General features: G+C 55.7%; 23 protein-coding genes and 1 tRNA gene. 16 read left to right on the forward strand and 8 right to left on the reverse strand.

What is annotated here, in order from left to right; genetic code table 11:
• Window positions 1-2 precede the first annotated feature (2 nt).
• The 3 genes from rseP to DXY16_RS02005 all read left to right on the forward strand — a co-directional run bounded on the left by rseP (window position 3) and on the right by DXY16_RS02005 (window position 3,786).
• On the forward strand, window positions 3-1,094 hold the full coding sequence (rseP, locus tag DXY16_RS01995; RefSeq protein WP_115119128.1) for an RIP metalloprotease RseP: 1,092 nt from the start codon (window positions 3-5) through the stop codon (window positions 1,092-1,094).
• 61 nt (window positions 1,095-1,155) lie between these two features.
• Window positions 1,156-1,458, forward strand: a complete 303-nt coding sequence (gene rpsN / locus DXY16_RS02000; RefSeq protein WP_115018462.1) for a 30S ribosomal protein S14 — start codon at window positions 1,156-1,158, stop codon at window positions 1,456-1,458.
• 162 nt (window positions 1,459-1,620) lie between these two features.
• Complete coding sequence (locus DXY16_RS02005) at window positions 1,621-3,786, forward strand: polyribonucleotide nucleotidyltransferase (RefSeq protein WP_115119069.1); 2,166 nt, start codon at window positions 1,621-1,623, stop codon at window positions 3,784-3,786.
• A gap of 90 nt (window positions 3,787-3,876) precedes the next feature.
• On the opposite strand, the gene DXY16_RS02010 is transcribed toward DXY16_RS02005, so the two are convergent.
• Window positions 3,877-4,794 carry a 3'(2'),5'-bisphosphate nucleotidase CysQ gene (locus tag DXY16_RS02010; protein ID WP_115119071.1) on the reverse strand — a complete coding sequence of 306 codons (918 nt, stop codon included), beginning with the start codon at window positions 4,792-4,794 and terminating at the stop codon, window positions 3,877-3,879.
• Between the two features lie 23 nt (window positions 4,795-4,817).
• Here DXY16_RS02010 and rsmI point away from each other — a divergent pair, with 23 nt between their 5' ends.
• Window positions 4,818-5,699: a 16S rRNA (cytidine(1402)-2'-O)-methyltransferase gene (gene rsmI, locus DXY16_RS02015; protein WP_115119073.1), complete on the forward strand. Its 882-nt coding sequence runs from the start codon at window positions 4,818-4,820 to the stop codon at window positions 5,697-5,699.
• A gap of 19 nt (window positions 5,700-5,718) precedes the next feature.
• Complete coding sequence (locus tag DXY16_RS02020; RefSeq protein ID WP_115018455.1) at window positions 5,719-5,946, forward strand: hypothetical protein; 228 nt, start codon at window positions 5,719-5,721, stop codon at window positions 5,944-5,946.
• 45 nt (window positions 5,947-5,991) lie between these two features.
• On the opposite strand, the gene DXY16_RS02025 is transcribed toward DXY16_RS02020, so the two are convergent.
• Window positions 5,992-6,786 (reverse strand): helix-turn-helix domain-containing protein, encoded by a 795-nt coding sequence (locus tag DXY16_RS02025; protein ID WP_115119075.1) that lies wholly within the window; start codon window positions 6,784-6,786, stop codon window positions 5,992-5,994.
• A gap of 68 nt (window positions 6,787-6,854) precedes the next feature.
• On the opposite strand from DXY16_RS02025, the gene DXY16_RS02030 reads away from it, so the two are divergent.
• The 3 genes from DXY16_RS02030 (at window position 6,855) to DXY16_RS02040 (ending at window position 8,819) form a co-directional block, all read left to right on the forward strand.
• Window positions 6,855-6,928, forward strand: a tRNA-Arg gene (locus DXY16_RS02030).
• Between the two features lie 259 nt (window positions 6,929-7,187).
• A complete protein-coding gene (locus DXY16_RS02035) occupies window positions 7,188-8,345 on the forward strand; it encodes a hypothetical protein (RefSeq protein WP_137007000.1) in 1,158 nt (385 codons plus the stop codon).
• Window positions 8,346-8,585: 240 nt separating this feature from the next.
• Complete coding sequence (locus DXY16_RS02040; RefSeq protein ID WP_115119079.1) at window positions 8,586-8,819, forward strand: hypothetical protein; 234 nt, start codon at window positions 8,586-8,588, stop codon at window positions 8,817-8,819.
• Between the two features lie 11 nt (window positions 8,820-8,830).
• Here DXY16_RS02040 and DXY16_RS02045 read toward each other — a convergent pair whose 3' ends face one another.
• A complete protein-coding gene (locus DXY16_RS02045; RefSeq protein ID WP_115119081.1) occupies window positions 8,831-9,997 on the reverse strand; it encodes a DUF4041 domain-containing protein in 1,167 nt (388 codons plus the stop codon).
• Between the two features lie 286 nt (window positions 9,998-10,283).
• Window positions 10,284-10,430, reverse strand: a complete 147-nt coding sequence (locus DXY16_RS14980) for a hypothetical protein (RefSeq protein WP_206749541.1) — start codon at window positions 10,428-10,430, stop codon at window positions 10,284-10,286.
• Between the two features lie 48 nt (window positions 10,431-10,478).
• On the opposite strand from DXY16_RS14980, the gene DXY16_RS14985 reads away from it, so the two are divergent.
• The 5 genes from DXY16_RS14985 (at window position 10,479) to DXY16_RS02070 (ending at window position 12,195) form a co-directional block, all read left to right on the forward strand.
• The gene (locus tag DXY16_RS14985; protein ID WP_206749542.1) at window positions 10,479-10,745 is read left to right on the forward strand and encodes a hypothetical protein; all 267 of its coding nucleotides are present in this window, start codon (window positions 10,479-10,481) and stop codon (window positions 10,743-10,745) included.
• Window positions 10,745-11,206, forward strand: a complete 462-nt coding sequence (locus tag DXY16_RS02055; RefSeq protein ID WP_115119085.1) for a hypothetical protein — start codon at window positions 10,745-10,747, stop codon at window positions 11,204-11,206. The genes DXY16_RS14985 and DXY16_RS02055 overlap by 1 nt, the downstream gene beginning before the upstream one ends.
• Before the next feature lie 132 nt (window positions 11,207-11,338).
• Window positions 11,339-11,596 (forward strand): DUF1651 domain-containing protein, encoded by a 258-nt coding sequence (locus DXY16_RS02060; RefSeq protein ID WP_115119129.1) that lies wholly within the window; start codon window positions 11,339-11,341, stop codon window positions 11,594-11,596.
• Complete coding sequence (locus DXY16_RS14255; protein ID WP_137007001.1) at window positions 11,596-11,925, forward strand: hypothetical protein; 330 nt, start codon at window positions 11,596-11,598, stop codon at window positions 11,923-11,925. Before DXY16_RS02060 ends, DXY16_RS14255 begins: the two co-directional genes overlap by 1 nt.
• Window positions 11,926-11,946: 21 nt before the next feature.
• On the forward strand, window positions 11,947-12,195 hold the full coding sequence (locus tag DXY16_RS02070) for a hypothetical protein (protein ID WP_115119089.1): 249 nt from the start codon (window positions 11,947-11,949) through the stop codon (window positions 12,193-12,195).
• 239 nt (window positions 12,196-12,434) lie between these two features.
• Here DXY16_RS02070 and DXY16_RS02075 read toward each other — a convergent pair whose 3' ends face one another.
• The 4 genes from DXY16_RS02075 to DXY16_RS02100 form a co-directional block, all read right to left on the reverse strand.
• Window positions 12,435-12,776 carry a Nif11-like leader peptide family natural product precursor gene (locus DXY16_RS02075; protein WP_137007002.1) on the reverse strand — a complete coding sequence of 114 codons (342 nt, stop codon included), beginning with the start codon at window positions 12,774-12,776 and terminating at the stop codon, window positions 12,435-12,437.
• A 434-nt stretch (window positions 12,777-13,210) separates the two neighbouring features.
• Window positions 13,211-13,666: a hypothetical protein gene (locus tag DXY16_RS14260; protein WP_137007003.1), complete on the reverse strand. Its 456-nt coding sequence runs from the start codon at window positions 13,664-13,666 to the stop codon at window positions 13,211-13,213.
• Window positions 13,667-14,333: 667 nt separating this feature from the next.
• Window positions 14,334-15,449: a choloylglycine hydrolase family protein gene (locus DXY16_RS02090; RefSeq protein WP_115119097.1), complete on the reverse strand. Its 1,116-nt coding sequence runs from the start codon at window positions 15,447-15,449 to the stop codon at window positions 14,334-14,336.
• A 365-nt stretch (window positions 15,450-15,814) separates the two neighbouring features.
• Entirely contained in the window at window positions 15,815-17,056 is a 1,242-nt protein-coding gene (locus tag DXY16_RS02100) for an acyltransferase family protein (protein WP_244281493.1), read from the reverse strand.
• Between the two features lie 247 nt (window positions 17,057-17,303).
• Between DXY16_RS02100 and DXY16_RS02105 the strand changes: the two genes are divergently transcribed.
• The 3 genes from DXY16_RS02105 to DXY16_RS02120 all read left to right on the forward strand — a co-directional run bounded on the left by DXY16_RS02105 (window position 17,304) and on the right by DXY16_RS02120 (window position 19,968).
• Window positions 17,304-17,567: a hypothetical protein gene (locus DXY16_RS02105; RefSeq protein ID WP_115119102.1), complete on the forward strand. Its 264-nt coding sequence runs from the start codon at window positions 17,304-17,306 to the stop codon at window positions 17,565-17,567.
• Window positions 17,568-18,056: 489 nt separating this feature from the next.
• Window positions 18,057-18,287: a hypothetical protein gene (locus tag DXY16_RS02110; RefSeq protein ID WP_115119104.1), complete on the forward strand. Its 231-nt coding sequence runs from the start codon at window positions 18,057-18,059 to the stop codon at window positions 18,285-18,287.
• Between the two features lie 916 nt (window positions 18,288-19,203).
• Complete coding sequence (locus DXY16_RS02120) at window positions 19,204-19,968, forward strand: sulfite exporter TauE/SafE family protein (RefSeq protein WP_115119108.1); 765 nt, start codon at window positions 19,204-19,206, stop codon at window positions 19,966-19,968.
• Window positions 19,969-20,231 lie beyond the last annotated feature (263 nt).

Here is a 20,231-nt window from a genome sequence, read left to right on the forward strand (position 1 = left end):
GCGTGAACGTTCTTGCTGCACTACTAGCCCTGGGGCTGCTGGTGGTGATCCACGAAGCGGGCCATTTCCTGGCCGCCGTCGGGCAGGGCATCCGCGTCAACGGTTTCTCCGTGGGGTTCGGACCAGCCTTGATCAAGCACGAACGCAAGGGGGTCACCTATGCACTGCGCCTTTTGCCACTCGGTGGGTTCGTGTCATTCCCCGACGATGATGAAAACAGCACGATTCCGGACGATGATCCTGATCTGCTGCGCAACCGACCGATTCGCCAGCAGGTGCTGGTGATCAGCGCCGGCGTGCTGGCCAATCTGCTGCTGGCCTGGGTGATCCTGGTGGGCCAATCAACCTTCGCCGGCATTCCCTCTGCTCCGGAGCCGGGGGTGATGGTGGTGGCTGTGCAGCCAGGTGAAGCCGCAGCCCAAGCAGGCCTTCAGGCAGGCGATCGAATTCTCAGCCTCAACGGAGCACCGCTCGGCGTCGGCCAAAAGGCAGTGCGGAGCCTGGTGGAGCACATCCAGGCGCAACCCGGCCAAAGCCTCGAGCTCGTGAGCAGCAGCCATCGTGATGGCAGCAGCGAACGCCAACTCACACTCACTCCCGCCGATCGGGATGGCCAGGGCCGGATCGGCGCACAACTCCAAGCCAACCTCACTGGGGCCCTTCATCCAGCGTCGAACCCCTTCGAGGCGGTGGGATATGGAACCACCCAGTTCGCAGGATTGATCAAGAACACCGTTGTGGGCTACAGCGGCCTGATCACCAACTTCGGCCAGACCGCGCAGCAAGTCAGCGGCCCGGTGAAGATCGTGGAAATGGGTGCCCAGCTCAGCAGCCAGGGCGGAGGAGGCCTGGTGCTCTTCACGGCTCTGATCTCGATCAATCTGGCGGTGCTCAACGCCTTGCCCCTGCCTCTGCTGGATGGCGGTCAGCTCGTTCTGTTGCTGCTCGAGGGTGTGCGCGGCCGGCCGCTGCCGGATCGTTTTCAGATGGCCGTGATGCAGTCTGGACTGCTGCTCCTGCTAGGCCTGAGCGTGGTGTTGATCGTGCGGGACACCAGTCAGCTTCCGTTGATTCAGCGGCTGATGGGCCAGTAAGAGGGGGAGGGCGAGTGAACAGGTATCGTGGTTGATCCGTCCGCATAGAACGCCAGCCGGTATGGCCAAGAAGTCGATGATTGCCCGCGATGCCAAGCGGAAAAAAATGGTTGAGCGCTATGCGGCCAAGCGCGGAGCCCTGATGGATGCATTCAACGCATCCAAGGACCCGATGGAGCGCCTGGAAATCCACCGCAAGATTCAAGCCCTACCCCGCAACAGTGCGCCTACCCGCATGCGGAATCGCTGCTGGGCCACGGGTAAGCCTCGGGGTGTGTATCGCGACTTCGGCCTCTGCCGCAACCAGCTACGCGAACGTGCTCACAAGGGAGAACTTCCAGGCGTGGTCAAGTCCAGCTGGTGAGTCATCCAGCTTCGCCTTGTCATGGAATGACGGATTGGCAAGGTCTTTGCTCTAACAAATGATCGAGGAGGTGCTGTTCAACCTCCTTTTTTTTTGCCAAACCATCGCCAATCGTTCCTATCAAGTGCGAGACTGTTGGTTGACAGAAAGACATAAACACACGTGAAAGGTCAGACACAGTCGATCTCCTTCGATGGTCGGGAGATCCGGCTGACCACTGGGCGATATGCCCCCCAGGCCGGTGGTTCGGTCATGATTGAATGCGGTGATACTTCCGTTCTGGTCACCGCCACCCGTTCTTCAGGCCGCGAAGGAATCGATTTCCTTCCCCTCATCTGTGACTACGAAGAGCGCCTCTACGCCGCCGGACGCATTCCCGGCAGTTTCATGCGGAGGGAGGGCAGGCCTCCTGAGCGAGCCACGCTGATCTCCCGCCTGATCGACCGCCCAATGCGGCCACTGTTCCCCAGTTGGCTGCGTGATGACCTCCAGGTCGTCGCCACCTGCATGTCTCTGGATGAACGGGTTCCTGCCGATGTGCTTGCAGTCACCGGGGCCTCTCTCGCCACACTGATGGCTGGCATTCCCTTCAATGGCCCGATGGCGGCTGTGCGCGTGGGGTTGCTGGGCGACGACTTTGTGCTCAATCCCAGTTACCGCGAGATCGAGCGCGGTGATCTCGATCTGATTGTTGCCGGCACACCGGACGGCGTCGTGATGGTGGAAGCCGGCGCCAACCAGCTTCCTGAACAGGACGTGATCGAAGCGATCGACTTCGGCTATGAAGCCGTCTGCGAATTGATCAAAGCGCAGCAGTCGATCCTCAAGGATGCAGGAATCGAACAGGTCATTCCGTCCACCCCGGAGCAAGATTCCACCCTGCCCACCTACCTGGAAAAGAACTGCACCAAGGCCATCGGCGAGGTGCTTAAGCAGTTCGAACAGACCAAGGGCGAGCGCGACGACAAACTCGACGCCATCCGCACATCCACCGCTGAGACCATCCAAGGGCTCAAAGAGAATGATCCGGTGCGCACCGCAGTGAATGCCAACGGCAAAGCCTTGGCCAATCACTTCAAGGCCCTCACCAAGAAGCTGATGCGTCAGCAGATCGTGAAGGATGGCAAGCGCGTTGACGGCCGTGCCCTGGATGAGGTGCGTCCGATTAGCGCAGCCGCTGGGGTCCTGCCCAAACGTGTGCATGGCTCCGGTCTTTTCCAACGGGGTCTCACCCAGGTGCTGTCAACAGCAACGCTTGGCACACCAAGCGATGCCCAGGAGATGGATGACCTCAACCCCAATACAGAGAAGACCTACCTCCACCACTACAACTTCCCTCCTTACTCAGTCGGCGAAACCCGGCCAATGCGCTCACCCGGTCGCCGCGAGATTGGTCACGGAGTCCTGGCGGAGCGAGCCATCATCCCCGTGCTCCCGGCCAAAGACACCTTCCCCTATGTGGTGAGAGTGGTGAGCGAAGTGCTGAGCTCGAATGGATCCACCTCAATGGGCTCCGTATGCGGCAGCACCCTGGCACTGATGGATGCCGGTGTCCCTCTGAAGTCACCTGTCAGCGGTGCTGCCATGGGACTGATCAAGGAAGGTGATGAGGTGCGGATTCTCACCGACATCCAGGGCATTGAGGACTTCCTGGGCGATATGGACTTCAAGGTGGCCGGGACCGACAAGGGCATCACGGCCCTCCAGATGGATATGAAGATGACCGGTCTGGCGGTGAACACGGTGGCCGATGCCGTCAACCAGGCCCGTCCTGCCCGCCTACACATCCTTGAAAAGATGATGGAGGCGATCGACACACCCCGTCAGGGCCTCTCCCCTCATGCCCCGCGCCTGCTCAGCTTCCGGATTGACCCTGAACTGATCGGAACGGTGATCGGACCCGGTGGCCGCACGATCAAAGGCATCACTGAGCGCACCAACACCAAGATCGACATCGAAGACAGCGGGATCGTCACCATCGCCTCCCACGATGGTGCAGCCGCTGAGGAAGCCCAGAAGATCATTGAAGGGCTTACCCGCAAGGTGAACGAAGGCGAGGTGTTCACCGGCTCGATCACCCGCATCATCCCGATCGGTGCCTTCGTGGAAATCCTTCCAGGCAAGGAAGGGATGATCCACATTTCCCAACTTTCCGAAGCCCGAGTGGAGAAGGTGGAAGACGTCGTCAAGGTTGGCGATGAAGTCACCGTGCGCGTTCGCGAAATCGACAACCGCGGCCGCATCAACCTCACCCTGCGTGGTGTGCCTCAGAACGGTGAAGAGGCAGCACCTGAGCCTGCCCCTACCCCGGTAGCACCACTCACCTGATCCACTGAGATCTCTTTGATCCCGGGCCTCCAACTCTTGGTTGTGAGGTCCGGCATTTTTGATGGGCTGATGGCGCGATCACAACGCTCATCAAACCGGAAAGCCTGGATCAATCAGAGCCATCGCCTCGGCCGATTGCTCGCACAAACTGGTGTGAGCTTTGCCATGGCTGGCGATCAGACAGCCGGCCTGCCTCACATCGCCGGTGTTGTAGAGCAATGCACGACCATCGGCGTGCGTGAACGCACCTCCGGCAGCGAGTAACACGGCTTCTGGAGCCGCCATATCCCAGTCCTTGGGGGCACTTTTTCCAGAGAGAGACACATAGAAGTCGGTTTCACCGCGCAGGATCGTGGCCACCTTGCAGCCAACACTTCCCACCGCCTTCGAGCCACCGAGTTGGAGTGCCTCAATCAGCTGTTCCAGGCGCTGATCCCTGTGGCTACGGCTAGCCACCAGGGTGAGATCAGAGAGCGCGAGGCGATCACTAAATCGCACCTCGGAGCGCACCGCCTCCCGGTTTTCGCACCAAGTGCCGTCACCCACCACGCCAAACCAGAGCTCCTCGGCTTCTGGAAGCAACACCACACCCACCACAGGTCGCTGTTGATGCACCAGGGCCAGATGCACCGCATATTCGCCGGTGCCCTGAAGAAAATCCTTGGTGCCATCGAGGGGGTCGAGGATCCATAGCCATTCCGCAGCCAACGGCACCCCTTCGGTGAGCTGCTCCTTCGCCGTCTCCTCGCTGAGGAGGGTCCAACCGGCAGACGGGAACGCGCTTTGAAGTCCATCCAAGAGCCACTGGTTCACGGCCAGATCAGCGGCAGAGACCGGTCCTTCGCCGCCGTGGTCCACACTCAGGGCCTTGGAAAATCCATGGGGAGGTTGCTCACCTCTGGCATAGGCACGAAGGATGTCAGCTGCACCCCAGCACAGGGGTCGGAGTGCCTGCAAGAGGGATTCCTGACTGACGCCGGCAGGGAGGGTGGGCGCGCTCGGCATCATGGACAAGTCTGGGCTGAGTCATTGTGAAGCAAGGAGCGGAGCCCGCACCAGGGGTGCTCTATCTGGTGGGCACACCAATCGGCCATCTAGCAGACCTGTCCGAGCGCGCCCGATCTGTGCTGGCCGGAGCCGATGTGATCGCCTGCGAAGACACCCGCCACAGCGGCCAACTGCTCAGCAGTCTCGGAGCCGTTGGCAAGCGGCTGAGCTTTCACCAGCACAACACCCGTGGTCGGATCCCCCAACTGCTCGAGCTGCTCTCCCAGCACCAGAGCGTGGCCGTGATCAGTGACGCCGGCCTCCCGGGCATCAGCGATCCTGGAGAAGAGTTGGTGGCCGCAGCCCGCGAAGCAGGACGGCAGGTGATCTGCATCCCCGGCCCCTGCGCCGCGACCACCGCATTGGTGAGCAGTGGACTACCGAGTGGTCGTTTCTGTTTCGAAGGGTTCCTACCCGCCAAGGGGAAAGACCGTCGTGAACGCCTAAAGGCGATTGCGGCTGATCCACGCACCACCGTGCTCTACGAAGCACCTCACCGTTTGCTCAAGCTGATCGAAGAACTGAGCGATCACTGCGGCGGCGAGCGTCCCCTCCAGGTGGCTCGCGAACTGACGAAACGGCACGAAGAGCAGGTGGGACCAACGATTGCGGCTGCCCTCACTCACTTCAGCAGCCACAAACCCCAGGGAGAATTCACCCTCGTTCTGGGTGGGGCTCAGGAGCCAGCAGCCATTGAGCACGATGATCAGCATTGGCTGGAGGAGCTGAACAAGTTGATCCACCAGGGGCTCAGTGCCAATGCAGCAGCAAAACAACTGGCCCAAAGCAGTGGTCGAGCGAAGCGGGAGCTTTACGCCCTCCTGCACACCGAGGGAAGCACGACAGACGGGCAGGGCTCAGACTGAATGCAGACCTAGTGGTTCCATGCTGCAGCGCCTGCGCCTGTTTCTGCTCAGCTGCGGCGGGGCCGGCTTATTGCTGCTGGTGCTTTGCCTCGGAGCTCAGAACCTGAACGAGCGCCGCGCGATTGCGCTAGGAATCGGTCGCACAGCACCCTTGCCCACAGGATTCATTGTGGGCGTCAGCGCCGTACTGGGTGTACTAAGTGGCGGGAGTCTGGCTGCAATCCTGCTTCCTGAGCAGCAACAGTGATCGCATCTGATCGGCTTGCGAAGGCGATGCCAAGCAGGGGCAGGTTCAGCTGTCGAGAGCGATCAAGGATCCTTCCATCACGAGACGGGTGATTCCACGAGCCAACAGATAACGGCTGGTGCGCGTGAACACACTGGTGTCCGGCACACGGATCACGCGTTGATTGCGTCCGCACTGACGCTTAGCCATGCGTGGGCTGGAGTAAAGGCAGAGGGCCTGACGATCCTGCTCAGCCGAGCCGAGAGTCCCCAATTCAGGGAAGTCAGCGAGGGGGCGAGGATCCAGCTCCACCACTTTGTCCACGAGCATATAAACACTGTCAGGCAGAACCCCTGGGCCGATCGGCTGACAAGCAACGGGTTCGTGGCTGTCATGGTGCGTCACACCAGTGAGGATGGCCACTTCATGAAACTGATTGGCGGGATCATCCTCCTCGCCAAGGCTGTCCTCCTCGTCATCCACGCTGAAATCATCAGCATCATCGAGCGCGAGGGATTGAACTGCGTCCTCAGCAGCATCAGTCTGATCAGGTCGAGAACCCTCTTCAGGCTCACTAACACTGGACACCGCAGGGGACTCAGCGGACGCATCCTTCTCCGTAGCCGCCACCACGACTTGGGTGGATGGCTCAGCAGCCGCTGCAGGGGCAGCCACCATCCCTTTGGCTCGGGCCGTCTTGAGGGCGTCGTATTGCTCTGGAGGCAGCAAATTACGAACCGTGCGACTGACGGTGTTGACGCTGCAAGCGAAAGCCGTAGCCAATGCAGAACTGGCTTCTCCGGCGCAATAACGCTCGACAAGCTCTTGCTTCTGGCTGTCGTTAAGCCGGCTCGGGGCCATTCCATGGTCTACGCAGAGACCAATCCTAGGCGGCGCCACCCCTCTCCCTACTGTCAATATGGCGCCATGCTCCCTTAGCTCAGCTGGATAGAGCAACTGCCTTCTAAGCAGTCGGTCGATGGTTCGAATCCATCAGGGGGCGTCTTAAAAAACCAGTTAGGCAAAGCGCTACGGAGATTCAGCCCGTGACGCTTGAATCGACTTGAAACACCATTTTGTTTGCATTTTGCAAACGCATATGCAAACGTGGGTTCATCGATTTAAGGCAGCCGGTCAGGCCCAACCCAGTAGTAGCAACGACTCCCAGAAAAAAGAAGACTCCGGCATGGGTTGCCTCCATACGCCAGGGCCTCAAGGGCCAGAACGGCAACGGATGGCGGGTACATGAGGTGCGCGGCAGGGTGTTCCTGACCGTCCACTTCGAAGACGGCCAGCGCGCCACCCTCCAGCTGGAACTGCCATGGTCCGGCGAGAGCCCGGCCGAACTGCTGAAGGTGTGCGCCGAGCTGAAGCGCCGGATGAGCGAACAGCACCTGGGCCTGAAGGAGGCCTATGCCCTGGCCGGCGAAGCAAGCAACACCGCCAGCGGGAACGGCACCGATTGGGCCGTGGCGATCGAGCGGTTCAAAGTCCACAAGATCGGAAGCGGTGACCTGGGCACCGACACCGCCGAGCGGACCTGGCACCGGAACTACCGGAACCCGATGGAGCATGCCCTGAATGCACTGACCACCAGTCCCAGGCCGTCATCGGCGCGGATGGCGTTTGAGCGACTGCGGGACGATTGCACCCTGTCCCCCGGCAGCGCCGGCCGCCGGCTGCGGATGCAGTATTCCGCCGCGATGCTGCGGTACGCGGTCGAGAGCCTGGGCGCCGATCCGCGGTGGACGCCCCCAACGGATCTGAAGCCGTTCGTCGGGGTGAAGCAGAAGGGCAAGCAGCAGACGACCTTCATCCAGGACGACCAGATCGTCCGCCTGCTGACCGGCATCACCGATCCGAAGTGGCGCACCGCTGTGGCGATCGTGGCCTGCTTCGGCCTGCGGCCTGTCGAGCTCCACACCATCCGGGCCGACGGCGACACCCTCTATGTCGGCTGGCAGAAGCGGACGGCGCGGAAGCCCGAGGGCACCAAGCCCAGGAATGTGGTGGGTCTGGATCCCATCGACCTGGAGGGCGCCAGCGAGAACCTGCTGGCTGTGCTGGCCGAGCGCGGCATGGATGCCCTGCCGGCGGCCTGCCACCACGAGCGGTGCGGTGAACGGCTGGAGAAAACACTGACTCGGAACAAGGTGTGGCAGCAGCTGGTGGCCGAGGTGGCCGCCACCCCCGCAGTGGGCAGCACCGGGAATGAGCTGGTGCCGTATTCACTGCGCCACGCCTACGCCGACCGGGCCGACCGGATCGGCATGACTGATAAGGAGGCGGCGTTGCAGATGGGCCACAGCGTTCAGACCCACAACTCTCACTACACGGGCACCGGTGCCGACACCGCAGCCAGAGCACTGGCCAAGGCCAAGGCAGCAGCCAGAAACCGCACTTTGTTGGAGGTGCAGTGAGATCTGCCGGAAAACGAGAGCGAGGTTTTTCGGGGAGTTATCAATCAGTGCCGGCAATTTCCCGAGCTCGGCAGCACTACCGATAGCGGTCTGAAATCACTTGTTGCACCATCCGTTGCGTTTGTGGTTATTATTGGGGTATCGCAAAAGCCGCGCGGCAAACAACCGATCACCCCTGTGGGTTGATCAATGCCACCGGGCCGCTGATGCGACGCCAACAGAAACCATTCGTTTGCGTCGATGTCAGCCGAGCTGAAGAAACGCCCGCGGCCGCCGATCAACTACAAACGGCAAGTTCATCCGATCTTGGATGTTCCGCTTTGGGCTTTTGAAGACTGGGCCTGGAATGCAATGGACCTGGGAATTGAAGTGACCCCTATTGCCGGTAAAGACGGCATGAGCAGGGCTCGCAGGACAATCGCAGCAATCCAAAAGCAGATCATCGAGCAATACGGATGGCCTGAGCGGGGATAACGACCCGCTGTTCAAATGCCAATGCCAGATGGAGTCCTGAAGACTCCAGATGCGGTGCGGGCGCTTGGTCGATCGAAGTCGCAACTGTTGCGATTGATCGATTCCGGGCACCTGACACCTGGGGTCCATTTCTTCCGCGGACCCTTCCGAAACAGTCCGATTACTTGGGCCGCCTCGGCCTTAGCCCTGGCAAGAAGTTCCGCGAATTTTTCTGCCTCTCTTTCGGCCGCCTCTTGTGCAGCCTCTGCCTCCTGGCGAGCCCTTGCTTCTTCTCGCTCCTGCCTCCTTAATTCAGTCTGCTCTTCACGTTCAGCTTGCTTAGCCAAAGCATTTTCATGAACCAGATAAGCCTCGTCAACCTTCAGGTCAAGCAGGGAAGACGACCAAGGCATAGAGACCCGATCTTTCGCCTGTTTTGCATAAAACTGAAACGCACGATCAATCTTTCCAAGAACTGTCGAATCATTGGAATGCTTGAGGGTTGAGATCGCAGCGTCACATTCACCGTTAAAGCCTCTGAGCAATGCTTTCAATGTCTGCCGCACGAAAGCCCTACCTTTCGCAGCCGAGCCTTCAAGCGTCACCTGACTATTTTTACACTTAGCAAGAAGATTTTTGCCGACCTTTTTCTGCTGCTCTCTATTCTGCTTAAGCTTGTCGGAAAGACGCCTAGAATCAAGCCCGATATAACGCCTAGCAGCAAAACCAGAATCACTCAGGTCATACTCATCCTCAATATCTCTCTTGATCCGCGAAAGATCGCCATTAATCCTTAGCAAATCTTTCTCCTTAGCAAGAACATCTTTATCCAAACGTCGAAGTCTCTGCTCAGCAGATTCCAACTTGGAAGCTTTAGACGCAATCTGGCCAGTAACAGCACGAAGGTCCGCCTCGGCACCGGCCTGCCTTAGCTGTATTTCCTTCTCTGCGGCCTTGACCTTCTCAGCAGCCTCTTTGCGCCTCTTAGCAACAAAAGCCTCAACATCTGAAATCGGCTTGTACTTGCCTCGCGTCTTCGAGTCGGCTGCAAAGGAAATCAGAGCAGACGTTGCCCCTAACCCTCCAGATGCACCAAGTAATCCACGTTGGTCAGCATCAGGTGCAGCGACTGCTGCAACAGCGCAACCCAGAGAAGCCAGAAAAGTTGTAACTGCTAAGGGGCGGAGCATCGTGAGCATTACTACTTCTTAGAGGGTGACCTTGGAGACCATCAAGAGGCATCCCCCAATCGAGGGATATTCACACCAGCTCGGTGCCAAGAACACTCAAAGACATCGAACCATCGGCCCGAACACAAAGACATTCCCAGTACATCTACACCATCAATGGAGAGTCGGGGAGGAATGAGCCTTTGTGGACGACCTGGAGCTGCAGGGCTCTCAGCATTCTCTCAGCCAAATATCCCCCATTTGGGGGATGTGGAACTGCATTGTTTTGCAGACAGTGATCAGGTAGTCGCCAACATCACTTATGACTGACAGCCCGTGTATTGATGTCGAGAACCTTCAGGGTGGTGCTCGTATCCGATCTACCGGTGACTTCCCAGTTGAGCCAGGGGGGCTTGAGAGGAAAGCTCTCAACGATCAATTCCGACTCATGAGGATGTCCCATGAATCACTGCAGCGATCTAGAGGCCAACTCAAGCGTCGTACCAGGGAGTTGAAGGATGCCCAGGACGTCTTCCTGGTAAGGATGCGGGACTATGAAGACAGGCTCAGGGTGCTCGCTGAGGAGAAGGTTGAAGCGATGGAGATGGCAAAAGAACTGCATGAGGAAATCATGTCTCATGAGCGCCGTCAAAAAGCACTTAACGACCTACTTCGGGAAATGGATGACGGCGAAGATGGAAGCGTCGGTTTTCTGAGCATTTATCGACTTCGAAGTCTATTTGGCAAATTTAAGGTGCTTATGCGTGGAGGTCTCTGATGACGGATCTCAGTCAGAAGTTTGGGAGCCTTATGGCACGGATGGCGAAGACCGACGCTGAGTTGTTCCGAACCATCAGTGACCACAACAAGGCTGTGACCGACCAGGTCATGGACCTAACAACGCACGAGGAGAATGGATCTGGTTCCTTAGCGCTAGTCTCACCTCCTCTACTTCCGTTGGGAGAGAGAAGCGAGACAGCGCTCAAGAAGCGATTCGGTAACTGCAAAGCTGCCTTTGCCTGGTTGGAGGAAAAGTTGGGACCTCCAACTTCAAAGCGATTATCCTGGGCAACCGTAGTTTCTACGGTCACTTCAGGGCAATGGCCGAGCACAACAATCACCACAAAGTCTGCAGGGATTTCGAATAGGCATCTTGCAGATTCTCTGGATCAGATCAACAAGCGACTTGATGGAATTGAAGGAGTACTAGCACTGATCCTCTCGGCTCTTGAGAAGTGATGGCAACCCCACAAAAGGACCAAGCGAGCCTTAGACACAGGCGGCACAGAGGCTATGTCATCCCAGCTCTGCTACTGAGCTCACATCTGTACATGCCGCCTGCAGCCAAGGCTGTTTCGCCATCCTGTGCTGATGCCAGGCAAGGATCGCCCTCTTGTTGATCGCCACGCCCCGAAAGACGGGGAAGGGTGGCTACTAAGCACAGAGCAACAGAAGGTCTGCCGGTTCAGGAATGACATGCCTACAGCCCATGCGAAGTGGGTGGTGGTGGAGACCAGACCGCTACGGGGTGGAGGTGAGCCAGTCATCAGACGGATGCTCAGGCACAACGCCATCGAAGCCTGGGAGACCATGCAGAAAGCAGGTTGGCAGCGTTGTCAGCCAAGGTGATGACTAGGTTTTGCGCCCATCACCAGGCTTTCACCAGAAGCTGCCTATACAACCACCACAACCATGCACTGGGGTTCACCAATAGAGCTGTGATCTTGAAGGAGTCGAGGGGGCAACACCCCCGGCGCAGTTATTCACTCCATAACACCATGGACCGCTTTCAAAACCTTGCCGCCCTCGAAGCCATTGTCGAAGCCATGCACACGCAGAGCCCTGACTCCATGGGAATGGAACATCTGCGGAGAGCTGCCTACCTGCACACGATCATCGAAGCCATGCTCAGTGACCAAGTGGCCTGCCTTCCAGACACCGGAAGAGTCTGCTCCTGAGTAGCGAGACCACCATCAACTATGGCGAATGCAATCGGCCAATGGGAGCAGGAGCAAGCGCGGAAGAAGGGGATTGAGAGTGCGGATGCTGCTGGGTTAAAAGATCGGCAAATCTCCGCATTTATGAGCAACAACTGCGTCACCTTCGCCAAGAACTACGGCAGCAACGCACGGGAGACAGAAGTACTCGCAGCCGGTACGAATAGCAATAAGGAAGCAGCTAATGACGTGAGAATTTTCACCAAGTGTCCAGACAGTGGTAGGCATTGAGCCTCAGACCATCTTGCTTGACAGCTCGTTTCTTTGCAATTCCAAAGCACCAACTCATGAGAAAACCAGTGACGCCAGAGCTTCAGGGCAAAAAGCCCCGCGCTTGGCGGGGCGTTATTGGTGTGAGGTGTTTTGTCGGGAGATTGATAGCGCCAGCGAGAGCGAGAGCGAGTCGCATGATTATCGCCTAAGAGCAAAGCTTAAAGACTAATGCGAGGTTCAAACAATATGGCTTATTGCTACTTTTTGCATTCCGGCGCACATGTATTGGTGGCTTGACCACAACCCGTTTTGTAGCACGTTGCACTACGAGTTGGCCTCCCCCCTGACATGCTCTCCAAATCCAAATCGCTTAGAGCTTTAATATCGGAAGAGAGGGCGCCAATTGATTCAGCCAGCTCGTCAAGAGTTAATTGCAGATTATTTTCACTGGCGATTTCAACAAGCTCTTCTAGACTAGAGGCCTTACTTATGCGATCTGACACAGAAGCATCGGCCTTGATTAACTCGAGGAACTTCCCAAGATCTTCCTTTGACATGATTGGAATGATTTTTCTAAATTTTAACCAATGAAGTCTCACCTGTCCATCGCATACACATAACGCAAAATGCGCAGGCTAGGCCGCACGGGGGATCATCTACAAATTCAGGACTTTATGGTCTTAGCATTAAGCCTATAACGCCCATTAACGCGATAGCAATAAACACTCGCATAGGGAATTGCGCAAAATAGGAATCATTTTAACCTGCCTTACCTAAAAAGACTGATCCTATAAGTAATTAGCTCCAGAAACGAAGGCAATGATCAACAGATGCCGACGCAAGTCAGTTTTGTCGCTGTGCAAGATTGGTGACCTTTCGCGATTGTGCCACAGCAATGTGCCTTAGGAGGAAGTCTTCTCAGCCGCACCGATACACCAGAAATTATCAGCAACCACGAGCTGGGCCACGAATCTGCGCAGGTCGATCGAGGATCGCCATTGGGTGGGTTTAGCACCCAACCCGGGACGGGAAATCAATTACAATCAGGGGAGTAAAACCCAGGTATCTTGTAATTATTTTGGACGTAAAAGCGTATTGCTTCTGACAATGCCTGCTCTTTGGTTAAGCCCTCATTGATCTGATGGCAGTAATACTCGCTAAACCACTGATCGCTGCGTGGACTGCCCATCTCTTCCCTCGGCCTGCTGCCAGGGCCACTTTCTCCATCCTGGAGGCTCTCGGCGAAGAAACTGATAAGCATAGGCACAATTCCGACAATACTTACCAACAGTGGCGGCAAGAGGTCAATCAGAATAAATCTCGCCATCCATTTTGCCCTTCTTCTGGGAGATTGTGAAAGAACCGTGGACCAGAGAGGGTTATAAGTGGGGCGCGGAGGAGGGATAAATGCAATTCCATTCAACAACTCTTCTGCGTGTAAATCACTATCCTTTTCTCCCCAACTTCCAGAATCGACATCTACCCTCATGGCCCCATCCCCCTCTCTTGGAGGCTAGATTTTTGCCGCATTCATTGAAGAAAGGGTAGATACTTGCTTTCCTTTAAAGTCTTGGCGACTAGATATCTCCTGCTGCGAAAGAACGTCCTTGCGAGCAGAGGCTATGCCCTCCAGGAGCCTCTCACCTTCACGAATCAGTTCTTCCTTGAGCCCAAGCTCATACCTGAATTTATGCTTTAATTCTGACTTGTAGTAATCAACTAGTTTTGACGACTCTGCCCTTATAAGCCGATAATGAGTGTCTTCCCATTCACTCAATACGTCGCATGCTTTCTGCCAAAAATACGAACGACCTTCAACCTCTAGGCTGGCCGAAAAAATTGATCACCTACTAGCCCGGCGGCAACTACGCTTAGGTAAAAGCTCTTTTCACTGTTCACGTTTATGCTTCTATTGACTATCGAGTAATTTTACAGTCCTAAAAGCTCAAAGAGGCCCCGCCACCTTGGGTGATACTGCGCCACCGCCACTGACGAAGAGATTCTACCGGCTTGCATTGATGCTCCCTAAACTGCATGGAAAGATGCAGAGCCAGAAGCAGCATAGGCACCGCGTGACTATCCACGAAAACGCGTGCTGAAGTGGCATTCATCAGATCGTCCTCTGCATCGAACGCACCAAAACCGATGCCTCATCATCAACGCAGTTCGGTGATCGATTGTTGTTGCGTCAAAGGCATCACCTTGATCTCGCCTCCTGAGAGTGGTAGATCGGCGAAACGCATTTGGCGTAGATCGGGATTCTCAAATGTTTTGATCGAGTAGGTGCCGTTCTTCTGATCAGCGACCACGGTCCATTCGGTGATCTCATAGCTGGGTTTGGAGCTCCCACCACCAAACGCTCCACCAGGAGGAAGGACGATGCTTCCAAGCGGCAAATCAAACTGGCCAAGCAGATGAAATGCCGTGCCCACTTGCTGGGCTGAGCTCAAATCGGTCGGCGCATTGTGACTGAAGATCAGTGCTCGAATGAAACGCGATGTCGACAAAAAATCACCAGGCAAGCCCTGCAAGCCAACACCTGAACTTGCAGGCGGCAACGTCAGGCCATTGATGCGCATCACAGCAGGAGGATTGGCACTGAGGTTGGCGTAGTTACCAGCAGCAGCCAGGTGATACGGCAAGGGAGGGTTGTTGGTGTAAACCCCCGTTGGGTTATCGAGCATATTGAGTTCACCGTTGATGTATTCCACCGACAGGCTCTGGCCTGAGCTGTCGTGCAGAGTCATGTGAATCGGCACCGGGCCGCCGAAGGCTTTGAGAACCGATCCGTTCACCAGGATGCTGGGAAGCGCCTGCTTCACCTCGGCGATCGACTCGAAGTTGCTCAACACATACGTGAGTAACTGCCAACTAGCGATGGATCGATCCTGTTGGCCATCAGGAACTTCTTGAAACTGGGCATAACCGGCGAAATACAGCAGTCCGCCAGCCAGACCGCGTTCGTTCATGCCATCAACGACGATGTCATCAACGCCAACAGCATTCAGGCCGACCACGGCATAGCGACTGGTCCAAGCCAAACCGGTGCCTGTCTCCCCCGATGGCCCCGCTCCTACTAACGATGTGCCGCGTTGAATCAGCAACGCCTCACTGTTGAGCGGTTGCCCCCACTCCATGGTGCGGCCATACACCCTGCCGCCGTCATTACCTTGCAGGATGAAACTGGTGCAGGCACTGGCAGGGCTGATGGCACACACCAACAGACCCATGCCGAGTAGACATGCGAGGTGACGTGTTTTGCGAGCGAGCATGGCGCAATAGCTGAACCTCGGTTTCAAGTCTTTGCAAGACCGATCGATGGGCTCATCAGTTCACGGAATGTTTTCAACCGACACTGCCCAGGCACACAACAACGGCACATCGCTCGCATGCCGCCAAGAACGGACGGAGCTCCATCGAACCCGCTGCATCCGTTCGAAATCACCAACAAGTCCGCTTCGGGACCAGAGCGAGCAGCGGCAGCTGATCTGCGTGTTCCACGCTGTGTGCACGCAATGCCCCGCTCATGGCGGGGCTGGTGAATCTGCTCCCAAGAGATGGATCACGACACTGAACGCCCACAACAACGCGGAAGCAGGCGCAGCAGATGATGCGCTGAAAGCAGGTGATTCATGAACTAGATGATCCGAGCAACAGGTTGAATCCGCCTGAGCTGATGACTGATTCCGAACGAGATCGTGATTCCAAGAGCTGACGCAGCTAGTGCAATCAGCCAATGATTGAGTCCGATAAAACCAATGGCTTCTAGCACCACAACAAGCACCAGTGGATGGATGATGTAGGCCCCGAAGCTGTCGACTCCAGCGGTAGCCAACCACTGCCCGCAGCGATTTTCATTGCGCTGGAACCACAGCAACAGATAAGCGATCACTCCCCAACCGATGAAGGGGAACAGGAAAGCCTCAAAAAGTGAGAGCTTGCCAAAATCGGATGACAGAGTGCCGTTGAAGGTCAGCACTAGCAAGATTGCAAGAACGCCAAGAGCCAATGCGCAGGAGAAGCGGAACCAGCGCACAACCAAATGGGTGTTAAGTCGTTCCAGCCAGCGATGAAATGATGCCTTGCACCCCAGAAAAAACAAAAAGGCATAGGTGAAAATATGCATGCCTTGGAAACCAAGGCCATCGAACTGTGAACGTCTCAAAGCAGCCCAGAGGTCGGACCGTGTCGCCATCAGGACCTCAAGGATCGCGAGGACGACGGCACTGATGAGCCAAGAGCGCAGCTGGGGTGTGGGAACAGAGGTGTCGACAAAGAATCGATCTCCTCGCAGCGCAACCCAGGCGCAATAGAGCAAATCGAACACGAACAGAACGACCAGAAACCACAGCACCCCTACACGGTTAAAAGGCATGTCATTCCACGGCAATTCAGCTAAAGGACTGGCCGGGGAGAGCCTTCCTAAGAGCAGCGAGGCGTTGTTGATCAACAGCACACCAACCAAGAAGGGAATACCAATTCGGAAGAGGCGATCTTTCAGGTAATGCGCGATACCTTTTTTATGTAACGAACGCGGAACGAAGTAGCCCGAGAGCAGAAACAACATATACATGAAGAATGTTTGGCAGAAAAATATGCACCAACCGACTGCAACTTCAAATAACGGATCAGCAGATCCTCCGCTGGGAATGTGCACTCCGCTCCAGCTGAACGAACCTGCCAGTAAAACATGGACGAAAATGACTAGCGCGATCATTAACGCCTTGATCTGATCAAAATAGAGCAGACGCTGGTTGGCGCTGGTTTGCTGGGAAGTCATAGAACCAGCATCACCAAGGGCCCGAAAGCCTTGCAACCCAAAATTTGTGATTCTCCTCATTCTCTTTTGGAGAGATGCGTTAGATGCGTGTGGATTCATGGCTTAGCCGTGAGTTGTGAGCCTCTCGCTCCGTCAACACACCATCTCCCAGCCACCCCTGCTTACACATCCCCCAAATGGGGGATCTTTTCAGACTGGACGCATTGCCTGCGCAAGGGGTGAAAGCCCTGTGAGCAAGATCACAGCCACAGTTGAGCTCGATCAATGAGGTGGTTGTTGATCACGGCGATGTTGTGTGAGTCGGAGGGACACACCTCCGCGTCTAACTCACACAACACACAAAATCATGGCTCAATCCACTGCACTCATCAACGAGATCACAGATCAAGAACTCGACCTAGTCACACTTACCGCGATTTGCGGTGGCGGCAAAAAAGCCGAAAAAAAGATCGGAAAATGGATCGAAAAAACCTTTGGCAACGGCGACGGAGTGCACACCTTTGGCGACTATGCCGATGAAGCCGTCAAAATCTTTAAGTTCATTGCAAAGAACACTGGCGTTCACCAAGAGCCTGGCACTGAAGATCCTGGCCCAGGTGTTTTGCACTAAAGCAATCGTGCCAGGCAAAGCCCCGCCACGAGCGGGGCTCATTGGCGTGATTTGTTGCGTTGAGCGATCGATAGAGAGACCTGAACCATCTCCGCCGACTTTGTGAGGGTCTGGTAAAGCCCTGATCAGAAACTGGAACAGTTCGGGGAATAAGCAGGTGAGAGCATCAGCAGATGGATGCTGGAGCCATCAACAACAAACTTGGCCACAGTTTCGCTATGTCTATTGGTGTTAATGCACGTGAAGACGACTGTGCCACAAACCACCCTTGCACTGACGGAATCACACTCAGTAGAGACAAGACAGCGAGGGAACCATGAGGCAGCACATGAACAGCAGCCACCAGAGACGCTTCCCATGCCCTTCTCAACATTGTGACCAAGCTCAAAATCAACGCTGAGTCAAGTCATCGAGTCGTCAACTGATTGAGGGCATCGTGAGCATGTTGGGGGGAAAACCCTTCAGCACTCATTTCAACATTTCAAACCAATGATCAACAACGAACTGAGCCTTCATCAACTCTCCACTGCCTGTGGAGGCAAAAAAACAAATCTTGCAGGCTTCATCAGCGAGCCTGATGTTGGAGCAAGCCGCTTTCCCAGCAAGGGAATCAAACGTGCAGCAACAGCCAAGAAAACAGCACTATTGAAGGATTCTCGCCCAAGCAACTGCTCTTCCAGACTAATTGCAACCAACGTATTCCCGATGAGTGAATGGTAAAAGGCTTGAGCATGAAACCTCGCAATAGGCTGGGTTTCATGCTCTTCCTAGCACTACGAGAAAACGTAAAACAACGCGGAGCCAGGACCTTCGAATCACCAGCCAATGAGAGGGATTGCATGCACAACGAAGGAGCAAGCCCTTCAATACTTATTTCAACACTTGAAACCAATGACAAACAACAATATGAATCCTATTTAGCCTCTTCGATGATGCGTCATCGGCACACAACTCCCCTGTGACTCCGCAATCGTCAACCAGGGCACACGGCCCACTTGATGGCTCTGAACAAGACTGCTCGTAAATGAAAAGCGCTCAGTGTCGAGAGTGATCAAAAGACTGGTCCCAGAGGGATTCAGATCTCCCCTCATCAGAGTGAACAGATGGGGAAGCACCTGTAAAACAACCATCCCTTCACCATCATGTGACCCTGCCAGTGATCGGGTGTCGATTGTGATTTGGCGTTTGGTTGCCTCGAATCTTGGCCTGGGACTCTCAACCAAGGCCCCATGCCTAAAAGACGCCGTGAAGGCAACACGATCCGAGCACTGCAACTCGAGAACAGCTGCATTGAGAGGAGTGGCACCACCAACCAGAAAAAGCGCAGCGAACCATCTGAACATTCGTCTTCTCACGTTTGAGTTGCATGCGATCGACTGCAATAGCCACATCACCCTTCAAGCCAAGAACAACGATCCACCAGGCAATGAGGACTTCTGGCTGAGGAGTGAGAAGTGAAGTTACACCTATTTCTCACGTCCAGTCCATCGATGAGGCGCTGTTCAGTCGCCAAACAAGGCTAAGAAAGCCAGCAAGCTGAGATGGCAGGTGATGAGGCTGGTAGCAAGCTGGAGACAGCACAGACGCGGCACCTCCCTGTGATCGATGCAATACAACAGCAAGGCCTGAGAACGTCATGAGCATTGATCTCCCCCTGATCGCATTCGGACTTGGCTTAGGGGCCATCTGCGGATTTTTCAATGCGGTCGCCTCCGGTGGATCTGCAGTGATGCTTCCCGCATTACTCGCGATGGGCCTGCCGGCTGATGTCGCCAATGCGACCGCACGCCTACCAATTCTTCTCGGCAGCACGACAGCATTGTGGTCATTTGAGCGAGCCAAGCTGATCCCCTGGCAATCAGTCTTGCAACTGTCGATCGTTTTTCTTCCCTTTAGTCTACTGGGCGCAGAAATCGCAACAACGATGAATACGTCGATCAGCCTTCTGCTGATTCGTATTTCCGTCTTAGGCGCCCTAGCCTTTCTACTAATACGTCCGCAACAGCTACTGAAAGGAAGACCAGATGATGGACAGAAAGCTAGCTTTCAGCCATCATTCCCTCTATGGCTATTAACCGCCTTTTGTGGATTCTGGGCGGGCCTAATCATCGTGGACGCCGCCATTTTCCTGCTGCTGAGCTTGGTGCTAGCAGGCGGAATCAGCCTACGGCAGGCCGTGCCAGTCAAAACAGGCATGGTCTTTCTCTTCAGTCTTTGCACCTTCTTGATCTTTGCCAGAAGCGGCAAGATTGAATGGCAAGTCGGCATCCCGATGGTGATCGGCAGCATCGCCGGCTCCTTCGTAGGCGCCAAACTGGCGATGAGCCAAAACGCCAATCAATGGGTTTACCGCTTCCTAATCAGCATCGTGGCGATTGAATCCTTGAGGCTCTTGTTATAAAAAAAATTCCAATTGGCTGCCCCTTTCGATGCATCACGCATTCAGTCAACGCCAGGCAACACCATGCGGGATTCGAAGACTCAGAAGCAAAAGTCTCCCTGCCACAAAGGGGCCGAGATCATCCTGTAGGAGCGACCAAGCAAGGCTGCGGTCCAGCCGATCGAATGCGTCAGCGCCATGGCAACAAAAAACCCCGCTCCTAACGGGGCGGGGGTTGAGCTTGGCTGCCTTCAAAGTGGTCCGTTGCTTTGACCTTCAGCGGA

The sequence above is a fragment of the Synechococcus sp. UW105 genome (assembly GCF_900473935.1).
GTDB lineage: Bacteria > Cyanobacteriota > Cyanobacteriia > PCC-6307 > Cyanobiaceae > Synechococcus_C.